Origin of the sequence: Shimia sp. MIT1388, assembly GCF_047124445.1 — a bacterium.
GTDB lineage: Bacteria > Pseudomonadota > Alphaproteobacteria > Rhodobacterales > Rhodobacteraceae > Shimia.
The window spans coordinates 1654873-1680721 of record NZ_CP138921.1; the positions used below are offsets into that span (position 1 = coordinate 1654873).

At 57.9% G+C, this 25849-nt stretch carries 28 protein-coding genes; 9 read left to right on the forward strand and 19 right to left on the reverse strand.

Annotated elements, in window-relative coordinates:
* The first annotated feature begins 6 nt into the window (after positions 1-6).
* Positions 7-1371, forward strand: coding sequence for a formimidoylglutamate deiminase (locus SIB92_RS08115; RefSeq protein WP_412555316.1), 1365 nt, complete (start codon positions 7-9; stop codon positions 1369-1371).
* Between the two features lie 2 nt (positions 1372-1373).
* Here the strand turns inward: SIB92_RS08115 and SIB92_RS08120 are convergent, their stop codons facing one another.
* From SIB92_RS08120 to SIB92_RS08160, 9 genes are all read right to left on the reverse strand, one after another.
* Positions 1374-2063 carry a GntR family transcriptional regulator gene (locus SIB92_RS08120; RefSeq protein ID WP_412555317.1) on the reverse strand — a complete coding sequence of 230 codons (690 nt, stop codon included), beginning with the start codon at positions 2061-2063 and terminating at the stop codon, positions 1374-1376.
* 114 nt (positions 2064-2177) lie between these two features.
* On the reverse strand, positions 2178-2975 hold the full coding sequence (locus SIB92_RS08125; RefSeq protein WP_294118667.1) for an ABC transporter permease: 798 nt from the start codon (positions 2973-2975) through the stop codon (positions 2178-2180).
* Positions 2968-3735 carry an ABC transporter ATP-binding protein gene (locus tag SIB92_RS08130; protein ID WP_412555318.1) on the reverse strand — a complete coding sequence of 256 codons (768 nt, stop codon included), beginning with the start codon at positions 3733-3735 and terminating at the stop codon, positions 2968-2970. The genes SIB92_RS08125 and SIB92_RS08130 overlap by 8 nt, the downstream gene beginning before the upstream one ends.
* Before the next feature lie 58 nt (positions 3736-3793).
* Positions 3794-4807 carry an ABC transporter substrate-binding protein gene (locus SIB92_RS08135; RefSeq protein ID WP_412555319.1) on the reverse strand — a complete coding sequence of 338 codons (1014 nt, stop codon included), beginning with the start codon at positions 4805-4807 and terminating at the stop codon, positions 3794-3796.
* A gap of 22 nt (positions 4808-4829) precedes the next feature.
* On the reverse strand, positions 4830-5501 hold the full coding sequence (locus SIB92_RS08140; RefSeq protein WP_412555320.1) for an FCD domain-containing protein: 672 nt from the start codon (positions 5499-5501) through the stop codon (positions 4830-4832).
* Between the two features lie 369 nt (positions 5502-5870).
* Complete coding sequence (locus SIB92_RS08145) at positions 5871-6644, reverse strand: heme ABC transporter ATP-binding protein (protein WP_412555321.1); 774 nt, start codon at positions 6642-6644, stop codon at positions 5871-5873.
* An 11-nt stretch (positions 6645-6655) separates the two neighbouring features.
* Positions 6656-7723, reverse strand: coding sequence for a FecCD family ABC transporter permease (locus tag SIB92_RS08150; protein WP_412555322.1), 1068 nt, complete (start codon positions 7721-7723; stop codon positions 6656-6658).
* A gap of 3 nt (positions 7724-7726) precedes the next feature.
* A complete protein-coding gene (locus tag SIB92_RS08155; protein WP_412555323.1) occupies positions 7727-8605 on the reverse strand; it encodes a heme/hemin ABC transporter substrate-binding protein in 879 nt (292 codons plus the stop codon).
* Positions 8602-9657 carry a hemin-degrading factor gene (locus tag SIB92_RS08160; protein WP_412555324.1) on the reverse strand — a complete coding sequence of 352 codons (1056 nt, stop codon included), beginning with the start codon at positions 9655-9657 and terminating at the stop codon, positions 8602-8604. The genes SIB92_RS08155 and SIB92_RS08160 overlap by 4 nt, the downstream gene beginning before the upstream one ends.
* Before the next feature lie 320 nt (positions 9658-9977).
* On the opposite strand from SIB92_RS08160, the gene SIB92_RS08165 reads away from it, so the two are divergent.
* Positions 9978-11972 carry a TonB-dependent receptor gene (locus SIB92_RS08165; protein ID WP_412555325.1) on the forward strand — a complete coding sequence of 665 codons (1995 nt, stop codon included), beginning with the start codon at positions 9978-9980 and terminating at the stop codon, positions 11970-11972.
* 86 nt (positions 11973-12058) lie between these two features.
* Here the strand turns inward: SIB92_RS08165 and hemP are convergent, their stop codons facing one another.
* Positions 12059-12220 (reverse strand): hemin uptake protein HemP, encoded by a 162-nt coding sequence (gene hemP, locus SIB92_RS08170; protein ID WP_412555816.1) that lies wholly within the window; start codon positions 12218-12220, stop codon positions 12059-12061.
* 301 nt (positions 12221-12521) lie between these two features.
* Entirely contained in the window at positions 12522-14495 is a 1974-nt protein-coding gene (locus SIB92_RS08175; RefSeq protein ID WP_412555326.1) for a TonB-dependent receptor domain-containing protein, read from the reverse strand.
* Positions 14496-14657: 162 nt separating this feature from the next.
* Here SIB92_RS08175 and SIB92_RS08180 point away from each other — a divergent pair, with 162 nt between their 5' ends.
* The 5 genes from SIB92_RS08180 (at position 14658) to SIB92_RS08200 (ending at position 18632) form a co-directional block, all read left to right on the forward strand.
* Positions 14658-15599 (forward strand): helix-turn-helix domain-containing protein, encoded by a 942-nt coding sequence (locus SIB92_RS08180; protein WP_412555327.1) that lies wholly within the window; start codon positions 14658-14660, stop codon positions 15597-15599.
* Positions 15600-15792: 193 nt separating this feature from the next.
* The gene (locus tag SIB92_RS08185) at positions 15793-16860 is read left to right on the forward strand and encodes a MotA/TolQ/ExbB proton channel family protein (RefSeq protein ID WP_412555328.1); all 1068 of its coding nucleotides are present in this window, start codon (positions 15793-15795) and stop codon (positions 16858-16860) included.
* 4 nt (positions 16861-16864) lie between these two features.
* On the forward strand, positions 16865-17242 hold the full coding sequence (locus SIB92_RS08190) for an ExbD/TolR family protein (RefSeq protein ID WP_412555329.1): 378 nt from the start codon (positions 16865-16867) through the stop codon (positions 17240-17242).
* A 2-nt stretch (positions 17243-17244) separates the two neighbouring features.
* Positions 17245-17628 (forward strand): ExbD/TolR family protein, encoded by a 384-nt coding sequence (locus SIB92_RS08195; protein WP_412555330.1) that lies wholly within the window; start codon positions 17245-17247, stop codon positions 17626-17628.
* The gene (locus tag SIB92_RS08200; RefSeq protein ID WP_412555331.1) at positions 17625-18632 is read left to right on the forward strand and encodes a TonB family protein; all 1008 of its coding nucleotides are present in this window, start codon (positions 17625-17627) and stop codon (positions 18630-18632) included. Before SIB92_RS08195 ends, SIB92_RS08200 begins: the two co-directional genes overlap by 4 nt.
* Before the next feature lie 6 nt (positions 18633-18638).
* On the opposite strand, the gene SIB92_RS08205 is transcribed toward SIB92_RS08200, so the two are convergent.
* From SIB92_RS08205 to SIB92_RS08220, 4 genes are read right to left on the reverse strand one after another with little or no spacing between them, the layout of a single operon-like run.
* The gene (locus SIB92_RS08205; protein ID WP_412555332.1) at positions 18639-19391 is read right to left on the reverse strand and encodes an ABC transporter ATP-binding protein; all 753 of its coding nucleotides are present in this window, start codon (positions 19389-19391) and stop codon (positions 18639-18641) included.
* Positions 19388-20332 carry an iron chelate uptake ABC transporter family permease subunit gene (locus tag SIB92_RS08210; RefSeq protein ID WP_412555333.1) on the reverse strand — a complete coding sequence of 315 codons (945 nt, stop codon included), beginning with the start codon at positions 20330-20332 and terminating at the stop codon, positions 19388-19390. The genes SIB92_RS08205 and SIB92_RS08210 overlap by 4 nt, the downstream gene beginning before the upstream one ends.
* Positions 20322-21284 carry an ABC transporter permease gene (locus SIB92_RS08215; RefSeq protein WP_412555334.1) on the reverse strand — a complete coding sequence of 321 codons (963 nt, stop codon included), beginning with the start codon at positions 21282-21284 and terminating at the stop codon, positions 20322-20324. The genes SIB92_RS08210 and SIB92_RS08215 overlap by 11 nt, the downstream gene beginning before the upstream one ends.
* Positions 21285-21290: 6 nt before the next feature.
* Positions 21291-22175 (reverse strand): siderophore ABC transporter substrate-binding protein, encoded by an 885-nt coding sequence (locus tag SIB92_RS08220; protein WP_412555335.1) that lies wholly within the window; start codon positions 22173-22175, stop codon positions 21291-21293.
* Between the two features lie 120 nt (positions 22176-22295).
* Here SIB92_RS08220 and SIB92_RS08225 point away from each other — a divergent pair, with 120 nt between their 5' ends.
* Entirely contained in the window at positions 22296-22580 is a 285-nt protein-coding gene (locus SIB92_RS08225) for a DUF2218 domain-containing protein (RefSeq protein ID WP_412555336.1), read from the forward strand.
* Positions 22581-22621: 41 nt separating this feature from the next.
* Positions 22622-23113, forward strand: coding sequence for a MarR family winged helix-turn-helix transcriptional regulator (locus tag SIB92_RS08230; protein WP_412555337.1), 492 nt, complete (start codon positions 22622-22624; stop codon positions 23111-23113).
* A 63-nt stretch (positions 23114-23176) separates the two neighbouring features.
* Here the strand turns inward: SIB92_RS08230 and SIB92_RS08235 are convergent, their stop codons facing one another.
* The 4 genes from SIB92_RS08235 to SIB92_RS08250 form a co-directional block, all read right to left on the reverse strand.
* Positions 23177-23929 carry a TonB-dependent receptor domain-containing protein gene (locus SIB92_RS08235; RefSeq protein WP_412555338.1) on the reverse strand — a complete coding sequence of 251 codons (753 nt, stop codon included), beginning with the start codon at positions 23927-23929 and terminating at the stop codon, positions 23177-23179.
* A 21-nt stretch (positions 23930-23950) separates the two neighbouring features.
* A complete protein-coding gene (locus tag SIB92_RS08240) occupies positions 23951-24100 on the reverse strand; it encodes a hypothetical protein (protein ID WP_412555339.1) in 150 nt (49 codons plus the stop codon).
* Between the two features lie 72 nt (positions 24101-24172).
* Positions 24173-24658: a hypothetical protein gene (locus SIB92_RS08245; RefSeq protein WP_412555340.1), complete on the reverse strand. Its 486-nt coding sequence runs from the start codon at positions 24656-24658 to the stop codon at positions 24173-24175.
* A 274-nt stretch (positions 24659-24932) separates the two neighbouring features.
* Positions 24933-25847, reverse strand: coding sequence for a DUF2950 family protein (locus SIB92_RS08250; protein ID WP_412555341.1), 915 nt, complete (start codon positions 25845-25847; stop codon positions 24933-24935).
* Between the last annotated feature and the right edge of the window lie 2 nt (positions 25848-25849).

Sequence of the window (25849 nt, forward strand, 5' to 3'; positions counted from 1 at the left end):
TTCGTCATGAAAATCATTTGGGCTGAACAGGCACTGACCGCCGAAGGATGGGCTAAAGATGTCCGCTTGGAAATTGGCACGGATGGACGGATCGCGGACATACAGACCAATCAACGCCCTGACGGCCATAAGGTGGGCACGCTCTTGCCAGCCCCGGCCAACAGCCACAGCCACGCCTTTCAGCGGGCCATGGCAGGCCTGACTGAAAGCCGCGGGACCAATGTCACCGACAGTTTCTGGACCTGGCGCCAATTGATGTTCCGATTTTTGGACGCCCTCACCCCGGACCAGGTGGAGGCAATCGCCGCCTTGGTGCAAATGGAAATGCTGGAGGCAGGCTTTGCCACCAATGTAGAATTTCACTACCTGCACCACCAACCCGGCGGCATGCCTTACGACAATTTGGGAGAAATGGCCGAACGCATCGCTGCAGCCGCAGAGATCAGTGGGATCGGCCTGACCCTATTGCCGGTGCATTACCAGTTTGGCGGTTGCGACCAACGTCCTCTGGGCCCAGGCCAAATTCGTTTTGGCAATGATGCCGAGCAGTTTGCACGCCTTGTGGGAGAAGCCCGCGAAGCACTCGAAACCTTGCCTGCGGATTCTGTTCTGGGGGTTGCCCCCCACTCGCTGCGCGCTGTTGGACAAAACGTTTTGCGCGGGGCTGCGGACTTGGTGCCAGACGGCCCGGTGCACTTGCACCTCGCCGAGCAACTCCCTGAAGTTGAGGAAGTTTTGGCCAACTGGCACGCTCGACCTGTTGAATGGGCACTGGAAAATCTGCCAATAGATAGCCGCTGGTGCCTGATCCATCTGACTCAAATGCTTCCGCACGAAACCGAAGCCCTTGCCAAGACTGGCGCAGTCGCGGGGCTCTGCCCTCTGACCGAAGCTTCCTTGGGTGACGGCATCTTTGACGCCGTGCGCTGGATGGACGCTGATGGCCGCATCTCGATCGGCTCAGACAGCAATATCCGTATTTCGCTGGCCGAAGAGTTGCGTCAACTCGACACCAGCCAACGCCTACGGGACCACAGCCGCGCCGCGCTGGCCACAACCGAGCATTCTACCGGCCGCCGCCTGTTAGACGCCATCTCCGCCGGCGGCGGGCAGGCCGCCGGGCGGGGTTCCGGCAGGCTGGAGGTTGGCGCCTGGGCCGACTTGCTGGCCTTGGACACAAGCCATTTCGACCTTGCGGAGCTACAAGGCGACACTCAACTCGACAGCTTTGTTTTTGCTGGCGACAACACTATGATCGCGGATGTCTGGTCTGCTGGGCGCCACATGGTTCAACAGGGTCGCCACATCCATCGTGACGAGATTACAAAGGCTTACCGCAAAGCAGTCAAGCCGCTGCGTGACGGCCTTTGACGTCAATACCGTGTTGTCATGCGATACCCGCGATGGAACACCAAACGCACATAGGTGATCGCGCGGGTCTCAAACCAGGTTGAGCGCTCCGCCAGAAACAGCGGATCCCCCTCGGCACAGCCCAAGTGTTTTGCCATCTCCGCTTCCGCTGTCAAAGCAGAAAAGCTGATCTCCGCATCGGAGTACGGCACCTCGGAAATCAGCCATTCGTTGGGTCCAATGGTGCCAAAATCCGCCCCTGCCGCCTGTGGCAATGCCGCCAGATTGATCCAGCGGTCTTCAAACTGATAGGGGTTGCTGTCACCATAATGCATACACGTCAAGTGCAGCACCTCTCCGCCAGCGTCCAAGCCCAACCGTGCCCGAAGCCAATCTGGCGTTTTTACAATGTCGCGTTTGACCAAGGCGTAACGATACATCGCACCGCGCCCCTCAATCTCCTTACGCACGATAGGAATGTTGAACCGCGCCTGCCGCACTGGCGAGGCCAAAACACGGGTCCCGGCTTTTCGCTTGCGCTCCACCAGGCCCTCTTCCGCCAATTCCCGCATCGCCCGATTGACCGTAGCCCGCGCACAGTCAAACTCTGCAGCCAGATCCACCTCATTGGGCAACAGATCGCCGGCACTCCAGACGCCTTTGACAATCCGGCGCCGGATCTCTTCTTTCACATCCCGAAAAGCGGTTTTCATGCAGGCGCATCCTCATGGCATGGGATGCCCACTTTAATCTGTGCTTGAAAAGAATAAACCCGATTTATTCCTTCGCCATACGACCGCCCCGGAACTTGAACGCCTGACAGGCCCCTACGATCGCCACCCCAACATGCGCCGTTCAATGAAGCTGATGACTGCGCTGACCACCACGCCGAGCAACGACAGGATCACCACTCCGGCAAACAAGCGCTCCAGATCGTAAAGCGAGCCGGCTTCCAGGATGTAGGCGCCGATGCCATATTGCGCGCCGAGCATTTCGGCGGCGACCAGCAGGATAATCGCAATCGACAGGCTGATGCGCAGGCCTGACAGGATGCCGGGCAAAGCGCCGGGCAAAATGATCTTGCGCACAATCGACCACCACGACAGGCCAAAACTCTGCCCCATGCGGATCAGCGTGCGGTCCACGTTGTCGACCGCGCCATAGGTGGCCACGACTGTTGGGGTGAAGGTGCCAAAGGCGATGAGCGCGTATTTGGAGCCTTCGCCAATGCCAAACCAGATGACAAACAGCGGCAGCAGCGCGATTTTCGGGATCGGGAAAATGGCCGCGATCACCGGCACAAGACCGGAGCGGATGTAGGAAAACAGCCCGATCAAGACGCCAACCGAGATGCCAATGCTGACCCCGAGAGTGGCGCCCACGGCGAGACGGGCCAAAGATGGGCCGAGGTGCTGAAACAGCAATCCGCTGGAATAGAGCTGGCGGAAGGTTTCCAAAACGTCGGACGGCTTAGGCAGGGTCAGTGCAGAGATCCAGCCTGCGCGGGTGCCCCATTCTGCCACCAGAATGAGGACAACAAACACCATCACACCAATCCAGGCCTGTGGTTTGGGGGCAAATCCGCCGCCGCGGAACGCAACTGTGCGTTTGGAGGTGTCAGACATGCAGAAGCTCCTCGTCTGCCGCACGGGCTTCGTCACGCATCAGATTCCATAGCCGTTTTTGATAAGCGTCCAGATCGGCATCGCCAAAGGCGCGCTCGGACAAGGGCTTGTCGATCTCGACGATCTCCCGGATTTGTCCCGGGCGACGGGACAGGACAACCACCTTGTGTCCCAGACGCACGGCTTCGGCCAGATTGTGGGTGACATAGACCGCCGTAAACGGTTGGCGCGACCAGAGGTTCACCAGATCATCCATCAGCAGTTCCCGTGTCTGGCTATCTAGTGCGGACAAAGGCTCATCCATCAACATCACCGCCGGCTTCACAGCCAAGGCGCGGGCAATGGCGACCCGTTGTTTCATGCCGCCAGACAGTTGTTTGGGCAGAGCTTTGGCAAAATCGGTCAACTTGGTACGGGCAAGCACATCGTCAATGATCTCACGCGCCGCTGCGCCGCGAATGCCGTGATCTTCCAGCACAAGCGAGATGTTGCCCTTGACGGTGCGCCACGGCAGCAGGGCAAAATCCTGAAAAATATAGGTCAGCGGGTTGAGGCAGTCTTTGGGCGCATCGCCAACTTGGAGCACCTGGCCGCGCTGCGGGCGTTCCAACCCGCCAATGAACCGCAGCAGCGTAGATTTCCCGCATCCCGACGGGCCAACTATACAGATGATCTGTTGGTTAGGGATGTCGAGAGTGATGTCACGCATCACCTCAAAATCATCGTAGGAATGGCCAATGCCCTCAAGCCTGATGTCCATTGTCTGCCTCAAATAGTCTGCGGCGGGGCAGTTTGGACCGCCCCACCATAGAGCGGTTTTAGCCGCCGATGGTTTTCACGTAGGAGCTGTCCACGAGGGTGTCGAGCGTGATGTCTTTGCCCACCAGACCCTCTGATTGGAACCAGCTCAGCTGATCCTGAACGGAAGCCAGGTTCAATGCCGCGCCGGAGCTGATGCGCATGGTGCCATTGATGATGGAGCCTGCGGCCTTGGCGCGTTCGCGGTCCGTGTAGACATACTTGTGGATCAGATCGACCATTTCGTCCTGATCGGCGGTGCCATCGATCATCGCAGCCGCATAGTCATCCACACCTTTGGAGAAACCGGCGAGGAAACTCTCGGTCTGGCCGCGCTCATTGGCGGCGTTGTTGGCGGAGGTGAAGACCGTAGTGACCTGGTAGTCCGGAATGTAGTCCGCAACGTTGCCAACGATGTGCCAGGCACCCGCTTTGGCAAGCGGCTTAGCGATATGGGGTACAATCGACCAACCATCGACTTGGCCGGATTTCATCGCACCGATGATCGCGCCGACTTTTTGCAGCGGCGTGTAGCTCAGCTCGATGCCTTCGGCAGCGGCCATCTTGGCGCCCATGTAGTGGAAGGACGAGCCGGCCTGGGTGATGGCGTATTTCTTGCCGTTCAGATCTTTCAGACTTTGGATGCCAGCCTGATAAGACGCGTCGGAGATCAGGTATTTCTGACCATCAATGCCCGCTTCTTCCTGTAGCGCGCCGCCAATAACCTTGATCGCACCTTTGTCTGCGAGGCTGATGAGGCCGCCGGAAATTGCGGTCACGGCGTAATCGATGTCTCCGCTAGCAATCGCCACGGCCATAGGCTGCGCCGCCTGGAAGAACTCAAACTCCACGTCCAGCCCTGCCTCGGCAAAATAGCCGCGCTCAAAGGCCACGAAGTTGCCGGAGTGGGATGTAAAGCGCAGCGCGCCCACTTTGATTTTCTTGTTCATGGCCAGAGCTGGCGCGGCCAGGCCGCTGGCTGCCACGGTGCCGCCCATCAGGGCCAATGCCTTACGGCGCGAAAGTTTGATCACGATATCCTCCCAATGATCTGTGCTAAATGTCCGGATGTAATTCCGATTTGATGTCGTCTTCCAAAGCCGCAAGCGCAGCGTTGCTGTCGCGGGCCAGAACCGCATCCACAAGCGTCTGTTGCCGCGCACAGCGGCCGTCAAAATCGAGCCGGCGTTCGCGCAACAACGCCAGACGGAAACGTCGGCTTTGGTTGTAAAGCTTGCGTTGCAGATCGATCAGGCGCGGACTGCCGCAGGCGTCAATCAGGGCATAGGAAAACGCACGGCAGGCTTCGTCCCACTCCATGGCGGTCAAGTCATCGGTGGTCTCGGCAACTCGCGTTTCGGCTTTGCGCAGCGCGTGATGTGCGGCGATCACACGGCCTTCCCAGGCCACGTCGCCGTGTTCCAAAGCCAGCCCCAGAGCCAGTTTCTCGATCTCCGTACGCACCATCAAAATGTCGCGCACATCATCTTCTGTGGCAGAGGCCACGCGGAACCCACGTTGCGAGGTGGCCTCCACCAAGCCCTCCGCCGTGAGCAGCCGCAGCGTCTCGCGCATCGAATGGTTAGACCCGCCATAACGCGCCCGCAGGCTTTGCAGTTTCAGCTTTTGATCCGGCAACAAAGCCCCAAAGGAAATGTCACGGCGCAACGCAGCCGCAAGCATTGCGATGACAGTGTCGTCTTCCTTGGTGTCGCGCCGGAGGATCATTGTGCTGTCCAAAACTCAAAATGTTGGACATTTTTGAAAACACTGAACGCTTTGAGTCAAGAGGTTTGTTATGCAACACCTAAGAGCTCAGCGTTAAAACGCACCTGCCATCAAGCATCAAACCGCCCAGTTCAGGCTCCCTCGCTACGTCACCAAGCACGCCCGCTTTTCCTCCAATCGACCCGCAGACATCGCCCCCGACACAAAGCAGCGGCGCATTTCGACCATGCGCAATTGCGCTCAGACATGCACGCTGGAGCCTTGTCGGTTTCCACGACCTCATCCAAGGCGACCATCCGAGACAACGGGCAAAGCTACCTCTCCGGTCTGCATTCTGCGGAAGTGCAATCCACCGCAAAAGCTTTCAAATCAGGAAACGCGCGCCAATTGAGGCAACGTGAAGAACCCCGACACCGGAGCTTCATTGACTTTCAGATCACATCCATAGGCATCCGCAAGACGCTCCGCTGTCAGCGCTTTTGAAACGCAGTCCTGAACAACCAAAGCGCCATCGACAATCAAGGCCACCTGATCCGCGAACATCGCAGTCAAGTTGAGATCATGCATCACAACCACAACACCGCCCCCCTGATCGGCAAAGTCCCGGGCCGTCTGCATCACGCGCAATTGCTGCCCAATATCGAGGCTGGACACAGGCTCATCCAGAAACAACCAGCGCGGCACCCCATCCTCAACCGGCTGCCAAACCTGACACAATACGCGCGCCAACTGGACCCGCTGCTGCTCACCGCCTGACAGAGACTGGTAATACTGCCCTTCAAATCCCGCCATCCCGACCTTTTGCAAGGCGCGCACCGCAATGTGTGGCTCCGTTTGCCTTTGCAACCCAAGCCGCACAATCTCAAGCACGGTGAACGGGAACGCCAAAGGTGTGGCCTGTGCCAGAACCGCCCGGTGTTGCGCCAAGTCTGCGGTCCGCATGGATTGGATATCCTGCCCGTTCAAACTCACACGGCCGCTGTAGGACACATCCCCGGACACCGCTGACAGCAGCGTGGACTTACCGGCCCCTGAAGGCCCAACAATGGCCGTCACCGCGCCTGGCTGCGCCTCAAACGTCACGTCCCGCAGCAGAGCTTTCTTTCCAACGTGAACCCCGATGTTTTGGGCAATCAACGCCATCGCCTACAGCCTCACAGGTCGACCACGCCCTGTTGGCGCAGCAATATCCACAGAAAGAACGGCCCGCCAATGATGGCCGTGATAATGCCAATAGGCAGCTCCGCCGGTGCAATAACCACCCGCGCCACAACATCCGCCGCCACAAGCACACAGGCCCCCAAAAGCGCGGAATTCACCAAGAGATGCTTGTGATCCGGCCCGGACACAAGCCGCAGCACATGGGGCACCACGATGCCCACAAAACCAATGCCTCCGCTGATCGCCACAGACACGCCGGTCGCGGCGGCCACACATAGGATGGTCAACCGTTTGACCAATTGGACGGGCACCCCCATGTGACGTGCGGCAGCCTCACCCAGCGCCATGGCGTTCAGGCCTTTTGCCAAGAATTGAGCCGTCCCCAAAGCGAGCAAAACAACCGGCGCAGCTATCGCAAGCTTGCTCCAGTTGGCACCGGAAAGAGATCCCATATTCCAGAAAGTGAAATCCCGCATCTGCGCATCATCCGCGATGTAAATAAGCACGCCAGTGAACGCCATGGTCAGGGCTGACAACGCGATCCCCGCCAACAGCATGGTGGCAACCGACGTGCGCCCGTGACGCGTGGCGATGCCATACAACAAAAGGGTCGCGCCCCATGCCCCTGCAAAAGCAAACATCGGCAGGAGAGCGGCTCCAAGAAGGCTTGCAAATGGCAAGGCGGCCCCAAGCACAATAGCGCAGACCGCCCCAAAACTCGCACCAGCACTCACACCGATGATGCCCGGGTCCGCCAGCGGATTGCGAAAAAGCCCCTGCAGCAGCGCACCAGATGCGGCCAAAGCAGCACCAACCACAAGTCCGGTCAACAATCGCGGCAACCGAATATGCAGCAGGACAATTTCATCACGAAGCGTTAGATCTTCCCCTTGCGCCCATGCCAATAGGCCGGACCAAAGAGAGGTGTCAGCAGCCCCGACAGCCAGCCCGGCAATCGACACGCACATCAGCAGCGCGCATAACGCTGCCGTGATTTTACGTGCCGCCGAGGTGCGATCCCCATTGTGGCGCGGCGCACAATCTGTTGTCGCAGCAACCATGGATCAACTGCCCGCAGCGGCCAAACCAGCGGCCAGCTCGGACACCGCTTGCCCGGTCCGCACGGAGAAACCAAGAAGCAACATCCCGTCCATTTGCAACACGGCCTGCGCCCGTCCGGCAGGTGTTGCTGCAATGGCGGGATGCGCCAACACATCCGCAGCGGTCACAGCGCCGGGCCGGTGCGATTGCATCATCAAAATCACGTCCGGCGCGGCGGTCAACACCGCCTCGTCAGACACCAGCTTATACCCATCAAAGCCTGCAATCGCGTTCTGTGCGCCAGACAACGTCAAGATGCCCTGCGCCGCGGTATTCCCTCCCGCAGCCATGATCCGACCACCTTGCATCGACAGAACAAACAGCACTTTCTGATCGCGTAAACCGGCGAGCTGCGTGGCCTCCTCGACATCAGCCGTCACCTGAGCCGCCAAGTCTTCACCAGCATCCGCAACACCCAGCGCATCCGCAACGGCACGAATTTTGCTTTGAACGGCAGGAAGGTCAAACCCCATCGGAATGGTCACAATCGGCAACCCGGTATTGGCCAGCACATCAAAGGTTTCCGGCGGACCTGCCCCCTCTTCTGCCAGGATCATGTCCGGCGCAACCGACAGCAGACCTTCCGGCGACAGTCGGCGCACATAGCCCACGTCCGGAAGCTGGCGCGCCTCCGCTGGGAAATTTGAGGTTGTATCCCGCGCAACCAGCCGATGCTCTTGGCCCAGCGCATACACAATCTCCGTCACAGATCCCCCAACAGACACAATTCGGGAAGGCACGGTCTCCGCAACAGCCCCCCTTGCGAGCACAACCATAAAGAGCGCCAGCAGTGCGACGCCCATGCTCGCTTGCAACTTGCTCAATGGAGACAGTTTGGTCATGCCACAGCCTCCTCTTTCAGGCTTGGCAAAGCCGCCACCAGATCATTCCATTTTGCGGCGGCTTCAGGCTCAGCCAAAACACCAAAGACCTGCAAAATCAGACCGCCCTCGGCGTCAAACGCCTCCACAGAAACAGCGTCTCCACGGCGGGTGGCTTTGGTCGCCTGCCAGACTTCGGCGATATGATCATTGCGCAGGTGCAGATTGAACCGCGGGTCCAACACGTTGATCCAAGGCCCCATCGGCTTCACTGTCTCAATTGGCCCGGTGTGAATTTCGATACACCCGCGATTGCCAACAAACACCATGATTGGCAGCGCCAAATCGCGGGCCTTTTCAAGCAAGACTGAAACGGCGGATGTCTGCAAAGGACGCACATATGGCGCGCCGGCCACACGGTAGGCCCCCAGCCGATTCATCTTGAGCTTTTTTACCATCTGCAGGAACTGGTGCGTGTCGGTGATCTTGTCCCATTCGTCACGCAGCCGCTCTGCTTTTGCAGGATCACCAACCGCGGCTTCTGTCTTCTGCCGGGGAAGGATAGGAAGATCGCCGGACTGCTCCGGAAGCCTCAACTCCGCGACCACGCTTGTCCACTCCGAATGCACAGAGCTGTCCTTCAAGAACACCTTGTGCACCGCATCCCCTGCAGCATCAAACACCTGCAGCGAGCGACGCTTGCCGCCACCCTCCAAAGGCTTCACAACCGCAAAAGCGTACTTCCAATGCCCGGGGAACATGCGCAGGTCAATCTCGTCATTCACCACCAACGCCGCATGTGGACCACCACGGTAGTCGGCATAAACGCCGGTCTTTTCGATCACACAGCTCTCGTTGCGAGTAAGCGCCATCACTTCGCCCAATCGCATGACGGCAGGCATAAGAGCGTCCATATCCGGAGTGACCCGCGTCACCCCCTGCCCCAAATGTGCGGCAAGCAGCTGCGCCTCGGAAATACCCAATTTATCTGCCAGTTCGCGTTCCCGCATTTTGGGATTGTCCAGACGGGCCTGCCGAATTTCCGTAACTGAAAGAGATGTTGATCGTACCATATGCGTCCTCCGATGTGCTTGGAAGAGGCAGTGGCTATGACCGAGGGAATCGGCAGCAATGGCTATGCTCTGCTGATGTGTGCCTCCTGCACTAAGTGCAAAAAAGTCGCACTGCAAGACCCGCCGCAACTTTTCTGACAAAATTAATATAGTATTTGCCCTTCGGATCATTTAGGCCGCTTCCGACTCGAAACACGGACGCGTTCTGACGTCTATTTGCGAGCAACCACCCAGCTTCCAGCCAGGAATAAACACACCGCAGGCCCCCAAAGGGCCACTCGCGGTTTGCTATGGGGCCTTGCGCTCCGGAAGGAAGGAATATGCCTGTGAAATATAGTGTGAGCTGTTTATCGACGGCCTCCGCCGCCCTGTTGGGCGCGGTGTTTGCCAGCCCCGCCCTTGCCCAAGTCGAAACGGACTATGCCCTGGACGCCATCACCATCACCGGGAGCGGGCTTCCCACCGACGTCATGAACAGCCCGTCATCGGTAACCGTCGTCGACGAAGAGCAAATCAAGAGCATTCCCCCAAGCTCGGTGGCCAATTTGCTCAAAGGCGTGCCTGGCATTCGGGTGACAGAATCCGGCATCGAACGCATCAAGATCCGAGGCGAAAGCGCCCAACGCGTCGCCATCATGATCGACGGTCAGAAAATCACCGACCACACCAACTACGGCACGCCAATCCTGATTTCGCCAACCGAGATCGAACGCATCGAAGTTGTGCGCGGCCCATCCTCTGTCACCTCGGGCAACGCAGCCATTGGCGGTGTGGTCAACATCATCACCAAACGCGGCGCGGACAAACCCGTCGAAGCGACTGTCTCCGCAGGATATTTGGGCGCCAACAAAGGCTATCGTGCAAACACCAGCCTTGCTGGCACCGTTGGCAATTTCGACTACCGCCTGTCCTATTCCAAATCCGATCTGGACAACCGCGAATCCGCAGACGGGGAGCTTGTCCCCTCAGGCAGCGAAGACCGTGACATCCACGCCTTTGCAGGCTACCGCGCCGGCAATCACTACTTCGGCGTGCGCGCCCAGGATTACGACCTGTCCGCCGATGTCTATACTGGTACGCCGACATTCAGCATTGACCTCCCAAAACGCGATCTTCGGAAATACAGCGCCTTTTATGAAGGGGAAGACCTAACGCCCTGGATGTCGCTCCTGAAACTAGACGCGTACACGCAAACCGTTGACCGCGCGTTTGAAAGCAACGGCGTTTTTGGCCCTGGCATGTTCAGCAACTCGACATCCGACGACGACCAAAACACCTCCGGCTTCAAAGCAACCGCCAACTTCGAATTTGCCCCGGGTCACCGCACCGTGGTGGGCTTTGAATACGAAGACGACAACCTGATTTCGGACAAAGTGTCGACCAGCAGTTTCGGCGGCCCGCCTTCGGTCACCACTCGCTACTCCGATGCCACCATCAAAACCGCTTCGGTTTTTGCACAGCATGAAGCAGAGCTGGGCAGCGCGACCGCCGCAACCTTTGGCCTGCGCTACTACAACGTTGACAGCAAGCTGAACCGATACTTGGTCAATGGCGTGGCCCAACCCACCCAATCCAACTCAGACAGCCGCCTGCTTGGCTCGCTTGGCTTGGTGCATCAGTTGAACGAGACCTCCGTGCTGCGGGCCAACATCTCGCAAGGCTACAACTATCCCTCGCTGAGCCAGTTGTTCCTGACGTCGGTTGGCGCGGGCGGCACGGTGATCGGCAACCCAAATCTGAAACCGGAAACTTCCATCAACTATGAGATCGGCGCGCGGATCGACAACGGCAACCTCGTGCTGGACACGGCGCTGTTTTACACGGATTCCAAAGACTACATCGCATCGATGGCCACCGGTATCCCAAGACAATCACGCTATGAAAATGTGAACGCCGCGCAAACCTGGGGCTTTGAAGTGGCGGCAGAGTTTGATCCTGGCTGGTGGGGCGGCGTACGCCCTTATGTGAACCTGTCAAACGTCAACCGCACCTTTGAATACTCTGACGGCACCTCCACCAAGAACACCGGCACGCCGACCTGGTCGGGTGACATTGGTCTGCGCGGGGACTGGGGGCTGCAATCCACCTCCGGCACATGGGACATCTTCGTGCGCGGCGAAAGCGGCAACACCGAAACCGACGGAACACGCTATAGTGGCTACGGCACGTTGAACCTGCGTGGCACCGTAGACCTGACCGAAAATCTGAGCATGAGCTTTGAAGTTGGCAACATCTTTGATCGCTCTTACCAGGCTGTGGACCAAATTCCCGGCGCTGGCCGTAACGCGAGTGTTTTCCTGACTGCAAAGTTCTGAGGCCGAGGCTCCAAACAAATAAAAGGCCCCGCAAGGGGCCTTTTTCATAGGTGTTTCGAAAAATCTTGTGACCAATCAGGTGAGGTCTACTTGGTCAAAATCAGCTTACCTTGGCGGGTAATCCGCAGGGTATAGACTGCTTCGGAAAGACGGATCTGAGCCAGGTTGCCGCCTGCTGTGAGGTCCTCGGCGGAGTAAACCGGGGTGCCGCCTTCCACGCCTGCAATAGAGGCGTCGGAGCCTCCCATTTTTTCTTTGGATGTCATTGTAGTCTTCTGGTGCGCCTTAGCTGTGTCGCTGTGGGTGTTGGGTCTGAGCAATCCGGTCAATGAAGCTTTCAGAGCACCAGGTGTCCGGCCAGGGAATCTCCCCCACCAGATCAGCAAGGCTCATCCGGACGCGGTCTTCTCTGTCTCTGGAGTCGTTCTGCACGCTACGCATAACTATCCCCAAAGTTGCAATGCAAATTTCATACAAAAAGAATCAGGTACTGGCAAGAGGCTGAATTCTGGCGCCCTACCCCGAGGGAGGACGGGGCGCCAAAGTGGCTTAGAAAGTCAACGTCGCGGTCAAGGCAATGGTGCGCCCCGGTTCGTTCATCGGGATGGGACGCCCAGAGGTATCGCCGGCCGAGTCGCTGGCCCGCGCCACATAGGTTTCATCAAACAGGTTACGCAGGTCGAGGCGGACGCGCAGGTTATCCATGTTTGGTGGCACATACTCGGCATAGGCATTCCAAACCGAGTAAGAATCCATATTGGCGTCCTTGTACTCAGGGGCAATTTCCGCAGTACCACCAAGGGTCCATCCGCCACCTGGCTGCCAGGCACTCTCGAGCGCCACAATGTGCCCCATTGGACGGCCGCGATAATACGCCGTAGATCCGATGGTTGCGCCATCCTCCTCGACGTCGGCGTAGGTATAGTTCAGACGGGCAAACCCTTCGCCCCAGTTATACGCCAACGATCCATCAAAACCGCGTGTTGTGATATCGGAGCCCGTCGCACGTGTGCCGCCGCGTGGCGGGAAGCCGGACACATAGTCGTTGATCTCAGTATAGAACAGCGCCCCATTTGCAACCCACGGCCCGTTGTCAAACCGGAGCCCAAGACGCGCACTGTTGCTGCGAGAGGTGTCCAAACCGGTGTAGTCCCACGGTGCAAAGAAGTTGATGATTGTTGCCTCACCAAGCTCGAAACCGCCAAAGGTCGACGCAATCCCTGCATTCACTGTCCAGAAATCAGTCAGAACATAGTCAATGGCCGCATTGGCGCTCAGACCGCTGTCATCAAACTTCGATCCATCTGCACCGGTGAAGTTCTGAAAATCAAAACGCGCGCCGTAGGAGACGGATGCGCGGCTCGAGAGGTCCTGACGGACCTGGGCAAACACACCGATGTTCCGGTTTTTCTCCGTGCCACCAAAGGCCAAAGGCGCCACCGAACTTGCTGTGCGGCCTTCTGCTTTTTCGTCAAAGAAGTCCAAACCGGCGGAAACAGTGCCATTGTTGAGCTGAAAGGTGTTCTTAAACGTCCCGCTCAGGCTGGTGTTTTCGCCCCAGCCATCGCCTGCTTCAATTTCCTGTTCGTTATAGGCAATCTGGAAAAATGGGTCGAACCAACCCTGCGCGTCCTCTTTGGTGTAGGTCAAAGAGTAAGACGTCCGCCGCGCCAAAGCGTCGACAATCATGTTTGGCCCGGTGTTCAACCCGCTGAAATCAGGGCGAATAAACACAAACGGCCCCGGCCCCAATTGCGCCGCACGGTCGCCTGTGTCACGCGTGTCAGACGCAGAGAACGCCACGCGGTGACCTTCGTCAGAGGTATAGGAAAACTTGGCCACATAATCGGTCAGATCCGCCTGTGTCCCTTGCACAGTGGCACCGTCACCATCTTTGTAGTCTTCGCCTTTGTGACGTGCGCCGTGCAGGACATAGTCAAAACCGCCGGACTGGCCGTAAAGCGACAAGGTCGAGCGCAAACCAAACCCGTTGCTTCCGCCGCCCAAAGTCAGGCGACCTCCAAAGGTGTCCCCTTCATCCAGCATGTCCGACGCATCCTTTGTGGTGTAGGCGATCGAACCGCCCAAGCCACCGGGACCACCATCTGCAGGGGCAAGGCCCGAGGTAACCTCAACCGCCTTCAGTAGGCCAGGATCGATCAATACATTGCCCGTGTGGTGGAACGCAGATTTGTTCTGACGCGCGCCATCAATGGTCACGTTCAACAGCGTTTCTTCGATACCGTTGACGTAAACCTTCTTTGCAATGGCGGCACCACCGCTGGCGTTCACCGCGGACTCGCCATCAAACACATCACTGATAGTCGCGGGATTGCGCTGCTCAATATCTTCCTGCGAAATTGTGTGGTTGCCCAGCACAGTTTGCGCGTCATCAGCCTCAATCCGGATTTCATCAAGTTCGTAATCTTCTGCCAGGTCCTGGGCATAGGCCGGCAGTGCGAGGAAAGGCGCACACAGCGCTGTTGTGGTCAACAGCTTCAGGCGCGGGAGCGGGTGGGTCATTCTTTGTCTCTTCGATTTATTGACTATTATTGTCAGGTAAGTAAACTGCCCCTCAGGCCCACGCCAGACGACGACCTTTGCCTCCTGTTCAAAAACCTTTGCAGGCTGTGCAAACTCAAAACCGCCAAGCTTTCGGGACCGTTTTGATATGAAAGTCTGTCAATGGCGCAGCCCCGCACCGCCTTCTACAGAGGCGCGACTCCCTCTGACAAAATCAACTGGTTTCGCCGTGCGGACCTGCCAGAAGACAATGTGTTTGAAGGTCTGGTCACCGCCACGGAGTTTCGCGAAGGCTTGGGTGTGCACACGCTCAACGCGCGCGCCAGACGCAGCTTTGAAACCAAAACCCAGCGCGTGCCGGGCGTGATTCTGAACTGTTTTCTCGAGGGTGCTACCGAAGCCTGGCTAGACGATATGCCGATGGGCTTGGGTCGCCCAAACCATGCGCCAGTGAAGTTCTCTCTGTCCGCAATTGATGAAACCCTCAGCTTTCAACGCCGGAGTGGCCCCGGTGAATACGTGCGAAAAGTCAGCATACAAATGTCACATGAATGGCTCGGAGAGCAGTGTCTTTCGCTCCCTCAACCAACTGTTCTTAAGAGCAAAAAGCACTATCGCGCAGACTGGAATGCCACACCGAGAGACATTCAAGTTTTGGAAAACCTCGCTTCAATGGATGGGTTTCACACCCCGATTTCGCGCCTTCACGGAGAGGCCATGGTGCTTGAACTGGTCGCCTCCACCTTTGAACGCCTGTCTGACACAAGCACTTCCGCAAACCTCACGCCGCGCGAAACCTCCCAACTCAAACGTGTCGAAGACCTTATCCAGACTCCCGGCCCCTTGCCTGACCTGGCAGCCTTGGCGAAAGCCGGCGGTCTGAGCCTGTCCTCCCTGCGCCGGCTGATACAAAAGGCCCACGGATGCGCGCCCTTAGCGCACGCCCGCGCGATCCGTCTCGCCATGGCCAAAGACCACCTGGAGGCAAACACACTCTCCGTGTCGCAGGCCGCTGAAGTGGCAGGGTTCTCCACGCCAGAAAATTTTTCCACCGCGTTTCGACGGACTTTTGGTATCTCCCCTTCTGCCGCAAAACGCCGCTGAACCAGCGAAAGCGGCGAGCCGCCCTACTTGACAAAAATAATCAACATTTTTATCCCATGGCAAAGCTTCCAGCCATGCTCAAAGCTCCGCCACGCGGCTCGCCAAGAAGTCATCACCGCAATGCCTGTGGTCGGACGACAAAACGCGCGCGCTTTCCGTCTACCTTTTGGCCTATGAGTTCACTGGAGTCGCCATGTCCCGCCATTTGTCCGCTTCCCTCCTGAAAGCAGCATCCCTGTCCGGCGTCATTTTGCTTGCTGGTGTCTCCACAGCCATGGCGCAGACGGAGCCCGCGGCGCCGCAACTGCCTTCGTCTCCGACCACAGAAATGTCCCCCCCGTCCCTGCAATCACTGCAAGAAAGCGGCCTTTCACTTGAGGTCGCAAACCAACCCGAGAGCCTGAACATCCCAAGCTCCGAAACGCAGTTGTCCAGCGACACGACGTCGACACTTCAGCCAACAGTGGAAACAGAGAGCGCAACCGCCCCTGAGGCCGAAAACCTGAGCGCTGAAAGCAAAACCGGATTGGCCGCCAGCGAGGGCGCAGAAACAGCCTCTGAGCAACAAATCGCCCCGCCTCAAACCACAACACAGCAGGTCGAAGCCGCCGCAAAACGCGCCACCGCTTTCCTTCAGGACGGTGGCCCTTCGATCTGGGCGATTGCGGCTCTCTCCGTGATCACGGTCGCGCTCATTCTGTGGAAAGTCTGGCGCCTTGCGCTCATCGGTGCTTGGGCACGCGGCAAAGCGCAGAAGGCTGTTAGCCTTTACGAAGATGGCAACACCGATGCCGCACAAGCGCTGGTATCCCGCCGCAGAGGTCTGCGCTCCAAAGTGGTTGGCGCGGCCATCTCTGCCCGCGAAACCCTGACCGAAGACGCCGCACGTGAGGAAACCGCACGCGTTGCCAAACGCGAGCTCGGCGAAGCCGCTGTGGGCCTACGCGCGTTGGAATTGATCGCCACCATCGCCCCCCTGCTGGGCCTATTGGGCACCGTTCTGGGCATGATCGCGGCATTCCAAGCTCTGCAAGAAAGTGGCAGCCGCGCCGATGCTTCCCTGTTGGCCGGGGGCATCTGGGAGGCGCTGCTGACCACCGCCGCTGGCATGGCTGTCGCCATTCCCGCCTCCGCAGCTCTGACATGGTTTGAGGCCGTCATCGACCGCATGCGCCGCGATGTCGAAGATGCCGCCATGCGGATTTTTGTGACCCGCAAGGAAGTGGACGCCATCACGGTACAGGCCTTGGCGGCAGAGTAACCCAATGCAGTTCACAGAATCACGCCGGTTTCGTCGCAAACCCAGCCTGACGCCCATGATTGATGTGGTGTTCCTGCTGCTGGTCTTCTTCATGCTGGCCTCCCGCTTTGGCATGGATCAGGTGTTGCCAATCCCGTTGGCGTCGTCCGGCGGGGATTTCACCGGCAACCCAAAACTCGTGGACATCTTGCCCGAAGAGCTGCGCCTCAACGGCATCACACGTACCGCCGACGACCTGATCCCAGCGCTCACTGAAGCGATGGAAAAACCCACGGAAACCATCGTGTTGCGCAGTACGGACGGTGCGACAGTGCAAAGGGTCGTGGCCATTTCCGAACACCTGCGCGCGGCCGGCTTCACCTCAATTGTGCTGGTGGAATAGCCATGGACTTTGACAACGCCCCCCGCAAACCGCGCGCTGAAAGCATCGTACCGATGATCAACGTGGTGTTCCTGCTGTTGATCTTCTTCCTGATGACCGCCCAGATCGCCCCTCCAGAACCTTTCGAGGTCTCTCCGCCCACGGCAGATAAAGCTGCCGAGCCGGATGGAGAGTTCGTCCTCTACGTGGGCAAAGACGCCGCGTTGCAGTTCCAGGACACGGCGGGAGACGCCGCTTATGCCGCCATTTCAGCCGCGGCCGGAGATGGCAAAACCCTGCAACTGCGTATTGATGCCTCGCTGGATGGAGACCGCCTGGCGCAGGTCATGCAAAAGCTGTCAGCTGTCGGCTTTTCCCGCGTTGAAGTGGTGGTGCAAGCGCCATGAAAAAGATCACTGAACTTATTGTATTCCTGAGCCTCGCACTAAGCATCCACGTCCTGATGGCGATGCGCAGTGCCGAAGATGGCGGCGATGCAGACGGCGCCGGCGGCGATGCGTTTGTGTCCATCACAGGCGCGCCTGCGTCAATCGAAACGGTCCTGGCGGATTGGACAGCCGCCCCGACGCACCAAGCTCAGGTCGTGGAAATCGAACAGCCTGAGCTCGACATCGCCGATGCGATCAACGCTCCGGCAATGGCTTTGCACGAAGCACCCAACGCGGCCATCAAGATTGCAGCGCTGCAACCCAAAGACCTGCCCAATCAACCAGATGTGGACCTGGCACGTACGCCGCTGCCAGCACAACCAACACTCGCTGCGCCCACAACACCTGCTCTCCAGGTGCCAAAAACCGCTCCAACACCGAAGCTTCGCGAAACAGCCCCAGCGCCCGTCACGCCGCCCAAACGCCCCACTTTGCGGCCTCCAGAACCGACCATTGATCAGGCTATAGACACGCCTGAGCCGGCACCGGAGCTACCGCCTGACCCAGTCAAAAAACAAAAACCGAAACCCACTCCGAAAAAGAAGCCTGATCCAAACAAAAAAGTTGCGGACAAGGCTTCCGCGGCCTCAGCGGGCGCCGCGACCCAAAAAGCAGCCGGCGCTGGCAAAAGCACTCAGGCAGGCAGCTCCAAAAAATCAAGCGCGCTAGGCAAAGGCAAAGAGGCCAGCCTGATGTCTGTTTGGGCCGGGAAAATTCAATCCCGCCTGCAACGCGGCGTGCGCATCGGCAAAATCAAAGGCGCGTCAAATCGCGTGGTCATCCGCTTGAAAGTTGCACCAAATGGGCGGTTGCAAAGCGCGTCTGTCGCCAAATCCTCTGGCTCCGCCAAAGTGGATCAGGCCGTGCTGACCTCTGTGCGCCGCATCGGAAAATTTGCCAAAGCGCCAAGGCAACTCACCAAAAGCAGCTACGGCTTCACCCTGCCTGTGCGGATCAAATAACCCGCCCTACGGCATCACAAACGGTGTATCCCCTACCACAGCCACCTGCGCGTTTGTACCAAACACATCGGCCAGCAGCGCCCCCGTGACCATGTCCACGGGCGCGCCTTCCCGCTCAATGCGCCCATCTTTGAGCACCACCAGGTGATCCGCATATTGCGCAGCAAAATTGATGTCGTGGAGAACGATCACAATGGTCTTGCCCTCCTCATCCGCCAACCGACGCAACAGCGCCATCAACGCGCGCGACGCGGCGATATCGAGGTTGTTCAGCGGCTCATCGAGCAACAGATAATCCGTGTCCTGCGCGTAGGTCATCGCCACATGTGCCTTATGGCGCTGCCCTCCGGAAAGCGTGTCCAGAAACCGATCCGCCAAGGCTGTTAGACCAAAGGCGGTAAGCGACGCCGCGACCATCTCATGGTCCTCTGCCCGCAACCGCCCCTGACAGTGCGGATACCGCCCGAATTGAACCAACTCCTTCACCGTCAGCCGCGTGGCAAAATGCACCTGCTGAGGCAAAATCGCCAGTTTGCGGGACAACTCCTGTCGATTGGCTGGCGCGACGTCCATGCCGTCGACTGTGATACGGCCAGACTGCATCGGCAACAGCCGCGCAATGTGAGAAAACAGCGACGACTTGCCAGCCCCATTGGGACCGATGAGGGCGGTGATGCCGCCTTTGGGCAAAGTCACAGACACATCGGTCAAAATTTGCGCATTCGCCACCGAGTAGTTCAGGTTTTCAACGACAATCATGTCCATCCTCTCCGCAGCAAAAGTGCCAAAAATACAAAGCCACCAACAAAATCAATGACCACGGCCAAAGGCGTCGACATGCCCAAAACCCGCTCCAAAATGGTCTGCCCGCCCACCAGCACAATGCCCGCAATCAACGCGGAAAGCGGGATTAGCACGGCATGGGTTTCATTGGGCGCGATCAAACGGGCAATCGACACCACCAATAGGCCAAGAAACGCCACAGGACCAACCAGCGCTGTGCTCACCGCAACCAGCACCGCCACAAGCACCAGGGCCTGTTTTTGTCGTCGCGCCACGGGCTCACCGAGGTTGGTGGCTATTTCAAAACCTAGGCTCAAAACATCCAGCTGCCTCCGCATACGCCAGCACAGCAGCAGCGTCCCCAAAGTCAGCCCAGCCGCCAGCCAAAGCAGGTTGAGCTCAATGTAGTTAAACCGCGCATAGGAACTCACCTGAATGGTCGCGAACTCGCTGGGATCAATCATCCGGAATACAAATGAGGTCAACGAGCGAAACAGGACGCCAAAAATGATCCCGGTCAGCACCATGCGCATCAGATCCACGCGATGTTGCCCCAACAACGTGCCAAACAGCAAAAGCGCCGCGCCTATCAGAAAAAACAGGTTCACAAAGAACACCAACTCAGGCGGCAAATGGTTGTAGCCTGCCGCCCCAATCGTGAACACCGCCAGCGTGACGATCAGCGTGAACAGCGCATCAAACCCCATGATGGACGGTGTCAAAATGTGGTTGCGGGAAATGGTTTGAAACAACAGCGTCGCGGTGGATACCGCCGCCCCTACCAGCAACAGCGCCGCCAATTTCCGTCCACGAAACCACAGCACAAAGTCCCAGTTCCCACGCGCCTCCAACGTCATGAAAAGCCCGCAGCACACGGTCAGCAACACGCCGCAAATCAGCATCGACTTAGCGCGCATGGTTCGGCCTCGCATAAAGCAGCCACAGGAACACCACCGCGCCCAACACACCGAGCACGGTGCCCACCGGAATTTCATAAGGCGCCCGGATCACCCGGCCAATGATGTCAGACACCAAAACCAACGAAGCCCCGCACAATGCGGTCAGCGGCAGCGTTGCGCGCAGGTTGTCTCCAAACCGGCGGCTGATGATGTTTGGCACGATCAGACCAACAAACGGAATGGCCCCAACCGTGATCACGATCAGCGCCGCCACCACAGAAATCGCCAACAATCCAAGGATCATCACCTGATCATAGTTGAGACCCAGGTTGATGCTCGCGTCCCGCCCTAGCCCGGCAATCGCAAACTGATCGGCAATCACATAGGTCAGCGCAGTCATCACCGCAGCAATCCACAACAGCTCGTAGCGTCCACGCATGACGCCGCTGAAGTCGCCATTCAGCCAGGTGTCAATGTACTGTAGCATGTCCCACTGGTAGGCGACAAAAGTCACCCCCGCGCCAATGATCCCACCGTAAATCATTGCAACCAAAGGCACCAAAAGCGGCTGCGCCGGTGGCAAACGCCGCACAATCAGCAGGAATCCAATGCTCGACATCAACGCTGTTGCCGTGGCGATGCTCATCTTCACAAGAATAGACGCGCTCGGAAACAGCAGGACCACAATCAGTATACCTAGCGCCGCCCCCTGCCCTGTGCCCGCGGTCATCGGCTCGACAAACCGGTTGCGCACCAACATCTGCATTATCATCCCGCATACGGCCAACGCAGCGCCGGCAATCAAGGAGGCCAAAGTCCTTGGCAAACGGCTGTCCAACATGAGGCCAAAGGCCTCGCTGTCGAATAAAACCTCACTTGGTCGCAGGGAAATCACCCCAACAAACAAGGAAATGGCGGCCAGAACCAATGTTCCAGCCGCCAAGAAGAGTGCTGCGGAGTGCCGTCGCATTCAGTGTTAGCCCGAAGTAAAGGCGCTCAGGAACGCGTCCAGAGTGCGGGACATGGACTGGATGCCACCACCGGCAATGTAGATGTCCGCTGCATTCAGGTAGACAACGTCACCATTTTTCCAGGCAGTGGTCTCAGCAACCAGCGGGTTGTCCAAAGTGGCCTCTGCGCTTTCGCCCGGACGGCCAATGGCCGCCAGACGGTCGATTACAATCAGGATGTCAGGGTTAGCCTCTTTGATGAATTCAAAAGAAATCGCTTCACCATGTGACGACTGCTCCACGCCATCCACAGCCTCTTCCAAACCCAGCTTGGTGTGCAACCAATCGAACCGCCCCCCAGCGCCATATGCCGAGATCTTTGGGCCATTGGTCATCACGATCAGCGCGGTGCCTTTGCCGTCCAGTGCGGCCTTGGTGTGCGCCAGCTTGTCCATGAACGCCGCCTTCAGAGCGGCCGCTTCCACCTCTTTGCCAAAGATTTTACCGTAGGCGTCCAGGCGTTCGAGGCCCTGACCAACGGTGTCTTCCCAGATGGTCATGTCGATGGTTGGCGCCATTTCTGCCATGGCCTTGGCCTGCTTGGAGGAGCGTCCGCCGACCACAACCAGATCCGGTGCCAGCGCGTTGATCGCCTCAAAATCCGGCTCAAAGAGGTTCCCTACCGTGGCCGCGCCTTTGGTGGCATCCACCAAGTAGTCTACGTAGACGTTTTCCGGGACACCCGCCAAAGGCACTTGCAAAGCCGACAGCGTGTCGATGGCCGCAATGTCAAACACCGCTACTTTAGCGGGTGTGACCTCTACATGTGCCTTACCTGCATAGGTGTCCACCTCTGCGGCCTGCAGAGAGGTTGCGCTCAGAGCCAGCGCGCAAAAAATACGCTTAAACAATGGAATTCTCCAGTTTACGGCGTCTGGCTATTTATCTGGCTGAACGCGATTGCAGCTTGATTATCCGCTCAAAATGCGCGAGTCCAGAGTAACAAATAATTTTACTCAGGAACCCGCCCGATGTTGACGGCCACTGGCACCTTTTCCACTGAAAACGCCTCGAAATACCTTGTACAACTGTGCAAGCACTTCGCCCATAAAATCGACGTTTCTTATGACGAAACCCAAGGAAGCTGCTCCTTCCCCATAGGCACCGCCGCGATGACTGCCAATCCTGAGCAATTGCGTGTGGATATCGAAGTCAACGACGCAGAGGGGCTAAAGCAGGTCAAACACGTGATCGACGTGCATCTGGAGCGCTTTGCCTTCCGCGAAGACTTCAAAAACATGAACTGGACCAGCTAACGTAACTTGCGACGCGCTCGTTTCACGGCCAATGTATTGTAATGAGTGACAAAATTTCCCCGGATGAAGACAGGTCGCCCAACGCGACCTTCTTCAACGACGATGATCCAAACATCGCCAACAGCCGCGTTTGGTTCTATATCCTCAAAAGCCAGCGCAAGTTCTTTCTCAAGTTTTCCCAAGCCTTGAAAGACCAGGGATTGGGCGATCCTGTCTGGTACGAAATCCTTTATGAAATCGACCAGGCTGGCCCAGATGGCAAACTCATGGGCGAACTGGAGCCCAGGCTGCTGCTGCCGCAATACGGGCTGTCCCGTCATATCGCACGCATGGAAAAAGCCGGCCTGCTGCGACGGGAGTACATCTCGGATGGTCGCAGAAAGCAGGTACTTTTTCTCACAGACGAAGGCGCCCGACGCCTGAAAATTGTCTGGCCGCTGTACCTCGACACCCTCAAATCCGAAATGGGGCCGCTGCTGGACACGGATGAGGCTTACGATTTGGCCCGCTTCCTGCTGCGCCTGCTGCCCTGACCACGAATAACAAAGGGCGGCCTCAGGATTGAGGCCGCCGTTCTCTGTTTTCAATTTCGCAATTTAGAAGCGTGCAATCGCCTCAATCATCACGCTCCGGCCTTGCTCTGCCAGCGGCACGATGGACGAGTAGTCCTGCCCATAGGTCGCGCGATCCGCGTATTGCTTATCAAACAAGTTGTTGACCGACGCGCGCAACGTCAGGTTCTGCATCTGCTTCGGCGTGTACTCGGCAAACACATTGACCACGGCATAGCCAGGCAGGGTTGCGTCGGAGTCGACCAGATCATCGCCATATTCTAATGCCATATCCACACTGCCACCAATCAACAGATTTTGGTTAGGCAGATACTGTTGAACCTGCAACGCTGCCACGGTCCCCAATGGCGCGCCGTAGTCTTGCAGATACCAGGAGCCGTAGCCGATGCCGTCCCGCTCTACATCGCTGCGCGACACACTAAACCGCATGGAGCCGTTGTCCCAGCCATGCGTCAGACCGAGGTTCCAGCCTTTGCTTTCAAAGTCAAAGTTGTCTCCGCCGCTGCGCACATTGTCGATCTGGGTCAGGACGACCTCACCACCAATCTTGGTGTTGGCCGCGCCCCAATCAAATCCAACCGTGTAGTTTTCGGCCCGCGATGCCTCCAGGCTGGAGTAGTCCCAACCAGGGAGCTCGAACAGATAGTTGTCCTCCAACTGGATGCCACCAAACACGTTGGACGCCCCGGCGAGCAGCGAGAATGCCTCGCTGAAGTGGTAACGCAAAGACAGGTTGCCGCTGGCCCCATCCACTGATTTCCGAGATGTCGCATCCAACCCCTCAAAATCCTGCCAGTCTTAGCGGAAGCCAGTCGAGACTTCCCAGTTGGATCCCAAATCAAGCCGCGCCTGAGCAAACACGCCGACATTCTCCGCCTTCTCGGTCAGTGTCGCAGAGCCCGCCCCGCGATACGTGGACTGGCGGTCATAGAAGTCGACACCGGCCACAACCGTGTTGGTGGCGGATAGATGGAATGTGTTCTGGATTTTTCCGGAGTATGTGGAGCTATCCCCCTCACTCTAATAAGGATCAGGCACATTTACAAGGCTTTCAGAAAAGCCAAGCACGACCTCCGGATCCCAATAGCCCATGTTGCGCGTGTCTTCATACCGGATCGAATAGTTGTTGCGCTGGGTGTCATAGAGGCGCAACGGCGCGGGCCGTCCCACAACTTCGCCGATGTTGGCGCGGTAGGGGCGCATCTCGGAGTCATTGATCCGCTGTGCCGAGACCTCTAGGCGGTGCTGGGATTGGTCGTCAAACGCAAACTTCAGCAAGCCGGACTCAAAGTTGGCAGCAGTGCCGGGCACAACATCGCCGTCGCCGTTTTTGTAGTCATCGCCCTTAGCCGCCCGCAGGTAGCCAAGCGCTTCAAAATTACCGGACTTGGCCGCAACCGTTGTCGAGCCACCAAAGGTCTTGCCATTGCTGTCATAGCTCAACCGAGCGTTCCCGCCCACCGTTTGACCGTCGTCGAGGATGTCACCGGCATCCACAGTTTCCATGATCACGGCCCCCGCCACAGCGTTTGGCCCGGTGTCGGCCGCAGCAATGCCCGGGTCAGCCCGCTCATGACATGCAAGTGCATGACATAGCGAAGCCGCAGCGCCATCTCCGACAAAAACGGCGCAAGGGTTTCCGTCCAGGGCGTTGCTATTCACCTGGAAAAGGACAGCGACTAGCGTGAGCCCTGTGACGACATCCATCACCTATTCGGCCAGCGCTATTTCCTTGCCCGCCGATCCCCAGTCAGTCAGGAGAAGAAACGGATTGCGAAGATCACTGCAACCCTACGGGGTGCCATTCCGATGTGGGATCAAAACTTCTGAGCAAAAAGGCCCGCTCCAGACTGTCTTCTCCGAGGTCGGCCTCAAGCACCACACCGTTTTCAGAAACCATAAACGAGTGAATACCGCTGTTGCCGTAGTCGGACGGCACCGCCAACAAAGCGTGACCCGCCACCATATTCCCACCACTGACATAATTCAGAGCGCCCCCGGGAGCCGCAGCGCTTTGCCTGTCCAATATGCGATAGTAGTAGCCGCCAAATGGCTCAGGCCCCATATCCCTTTGCCCGTCAGAGTAACCGTCAAGCGATGCCAGCGCGATCCGCACCCCCAAAGGACTGTCTTCTCCCTGCCAAAACAATCCATCTCGCACACCTTCGCTGGACAAAAACGCAGGCGCAAACTCCATGACCTGATCGGCGTCATGATCTACCAAACGATACTCGGCCTGGATATCGACATAGACCTTTAAAAAGTCGATCACATCCAGTTCGTTCAAACCTATGCGTCGAAACAGAACCTCGTCACGTCCTGCGTCGATGTCAAATTGCCAACTCGCATCCACACGGGTGAGCGGAATCGGAAAAGGCCACCCATCCGCACCCAGACGCAGGACCACCCCATCGTTTTCATCCGATTGAAAGCGGTATCCTCCCTGCAACAGCCCCAGGATCTCAGCGCGATTCTCTCTGTCGCGCTGAGGGCTGCCGGTAGACAGCAGATCTTGGGCCTCCGCCCCAAAAACCTGCAAAATTGCAGTCTGATCTCCGGCCTTGAGCGCCGTCATCATTGCCTCAAGAGCAGCTTGAGGCGTGTCATAGGATGCGGCCGTTTGAGCCTCAGCGGACACTGAAACGGCCAGGCCAAAGGCAAAACCAGCCAGTTGTTTAGCAACGGTGTGTGTCATCT

Excerpts from the sequence above, each read along its gene's own strand:
- SIB92_RS08130 (WP_412555318.1), bottom strand. The coding sequence starts at position 3,735 with ATGGACATCAGGCTTGAGGGCATTGGCCATTCCTACGATGATTTTGAG.
- SIB92_RS08210 (WP_412555333.1), bottom strand. The coding sequence starts at position 20,332 with ATGCGCGCTAAGTCGATGCTGATTTGCGGCGTGTTGCTGACCGTGTGC.
- SIB92_RS08140 (WP_412555320.1), bottom strand. The coding sequence starts at position 5,501 with ATGATCCTCCGGCGCGACACCAAGGAAGACGACACTGTCATCGCAATG.
- SIB92_RS08195 (WP_412555330.1), top strand. The coding sequence starts at position 17,245 with ATGGACTTTGACAACGCCCCCCGCAAACCGCGCGCTGAAAGCATCGTA.
- SIB92_RS08120 (WP_412555317.1), bottom strand. The coding sequence starts at position 2,063 with ATGAAAACCGCTTTTCGGGATGTGAAAGAAGAGATCCGGCGCCGGATT.
- SIB92_RS08180 (WP_412555327.1), top strand. The coding sequence starts at position 14,658 with ATGGCGCAGCCCCGCACCGCCTTCTACAGAGGCGCGACTCCCTCTGAC.
- SIB92_RS08155 (WP_412555323.1), bottom strand. The coding sequence starts at position 8,605 with ATGACCAAACTGTCTCCATTGAGCAAGTTGCAAGCGAGCATGGGCGTC.
- SIB92_RS08145 (WP_412555321.1), bottom strand. The coding sequence starts at position 6,644 with ATGGCGTTGATTGCCCAAAACATCGGGGTTCACGTTGGAAAGAAAGCT.
- SIB92_RS08245 (WP_412555340.1), bottom strand. The coding sequence starts at position 24,658 with ATGGAAACTGTGGATGCCGGTGACATCCTCGACGACGGTCAAACGGTG.
- SIB92_RS08175 (WP_412555326.1), bottom strand. The coding sequence starts at position 14,495 with ATGACCCACCCGCTCCCGCGCCTGAAGCTGTTGACCACAACAGCGCTG.
- SIB92_RS08250 (WP_412555341.1), bottom strand. The coding sequence starts at position 25,847 with ATGACACACACCGTTGCTAAACAACTGGCTGGTTTTGCCTTTGGCCTG.
- SIB92_RS08115 (WP_412555316.1), top strand. The coding sequence starts at position 7 with ATGAAAATCATTTGGGCTGAACAGGCACTGACCGCCGAAGGATGGGCT.
- SIB92_RS08165 (WP_412555325.1), top strand. The coding sequence starts at position 9,978 with ATGCCTGTGAAATATAGTGTGAGCTGTTTATCGACGGCCTCCGCCGCC.
- SIB92_RS08225 (WP_412555336.1), top strand. The coding sequence starts at position 22,296 with ATGTTGACGGCCACTGGCACCTTTTCCACTGAAAACGCCTCGAAATAC.
- SIB92_RS08230 (WP_412555337.1), top strand. The coding sequence starts at position 22,622 with ATGAGTGACAAAATTTCCCCGGATGAAGACAGGTCGCCCAACGCGACC.
- SIB92_RS08185 (WP_412555328.1), top strand. The coding sequence starts at position 15,793 with ATGTCCCGCCATTTGTCCGCTTCCCTCCTGAAAGCAGCATCCCTGTCC.
- SIB92_RS08160 (WP_412555324.1), bottom strand. The coding sequence starts at position 9,657 with ATGGTACGATCAACATCTCTTTCAGTTACGGAAATTCGGCAGGCCCGT.
- SIB92_RS08205 (WP_412555332.1), bottom strand. The coding sequence starts at position 19,391 with ATGATTGTCGTTGAAAACCTGAACTACTCGGTGGCGAATGCGCAAATT.
- SIB92_RS08125 (WP_294118667.1), bottom strand. The coding sequence starts at position 2,975 with ATGTCTGACACCTCCAAACGCACAGTTGCGTTCCGCGGCGGCGGATTT.
- SIB92_RS08150 (WP_412555322.1), bottom strand. The coding sequence starts at position 7,723 with ATGGTTGCTGCGACAACAGATTGTGCGCCGCGCCACAATGGGGATCGC.
- SIB92_RS08215 (WP_412555334.1), bottom strand. The coding sequence starts at position 21,284 with ATGCGACGGCACTCCGCAGCACTCTTCTTGGCGGCTGGAACATTGGTT.
- SIB92_RS08190 (WP_412555329.1), top strand. The coding sequence starts at position 16,865 with ATGCAGTTCACAGAATCACGCCGGTTTCGTCGCAAACCCAGCCTGACG.
- hemP (WP_412555816.1), bottom strand. The coding sequence starts at position 12,220 with ATGGGAGGCTCCGACGCCTCTATTGCAGGCGTGGAAGGCGGCACCCCG.
- SIB92_RS08200 (WP_412555331.1), top strand. The coding sequence starts at position 17,625 with ATGAAAAAGATCACTGAACTTATTGTATTCCTGAGCCTCGCACTAAGC.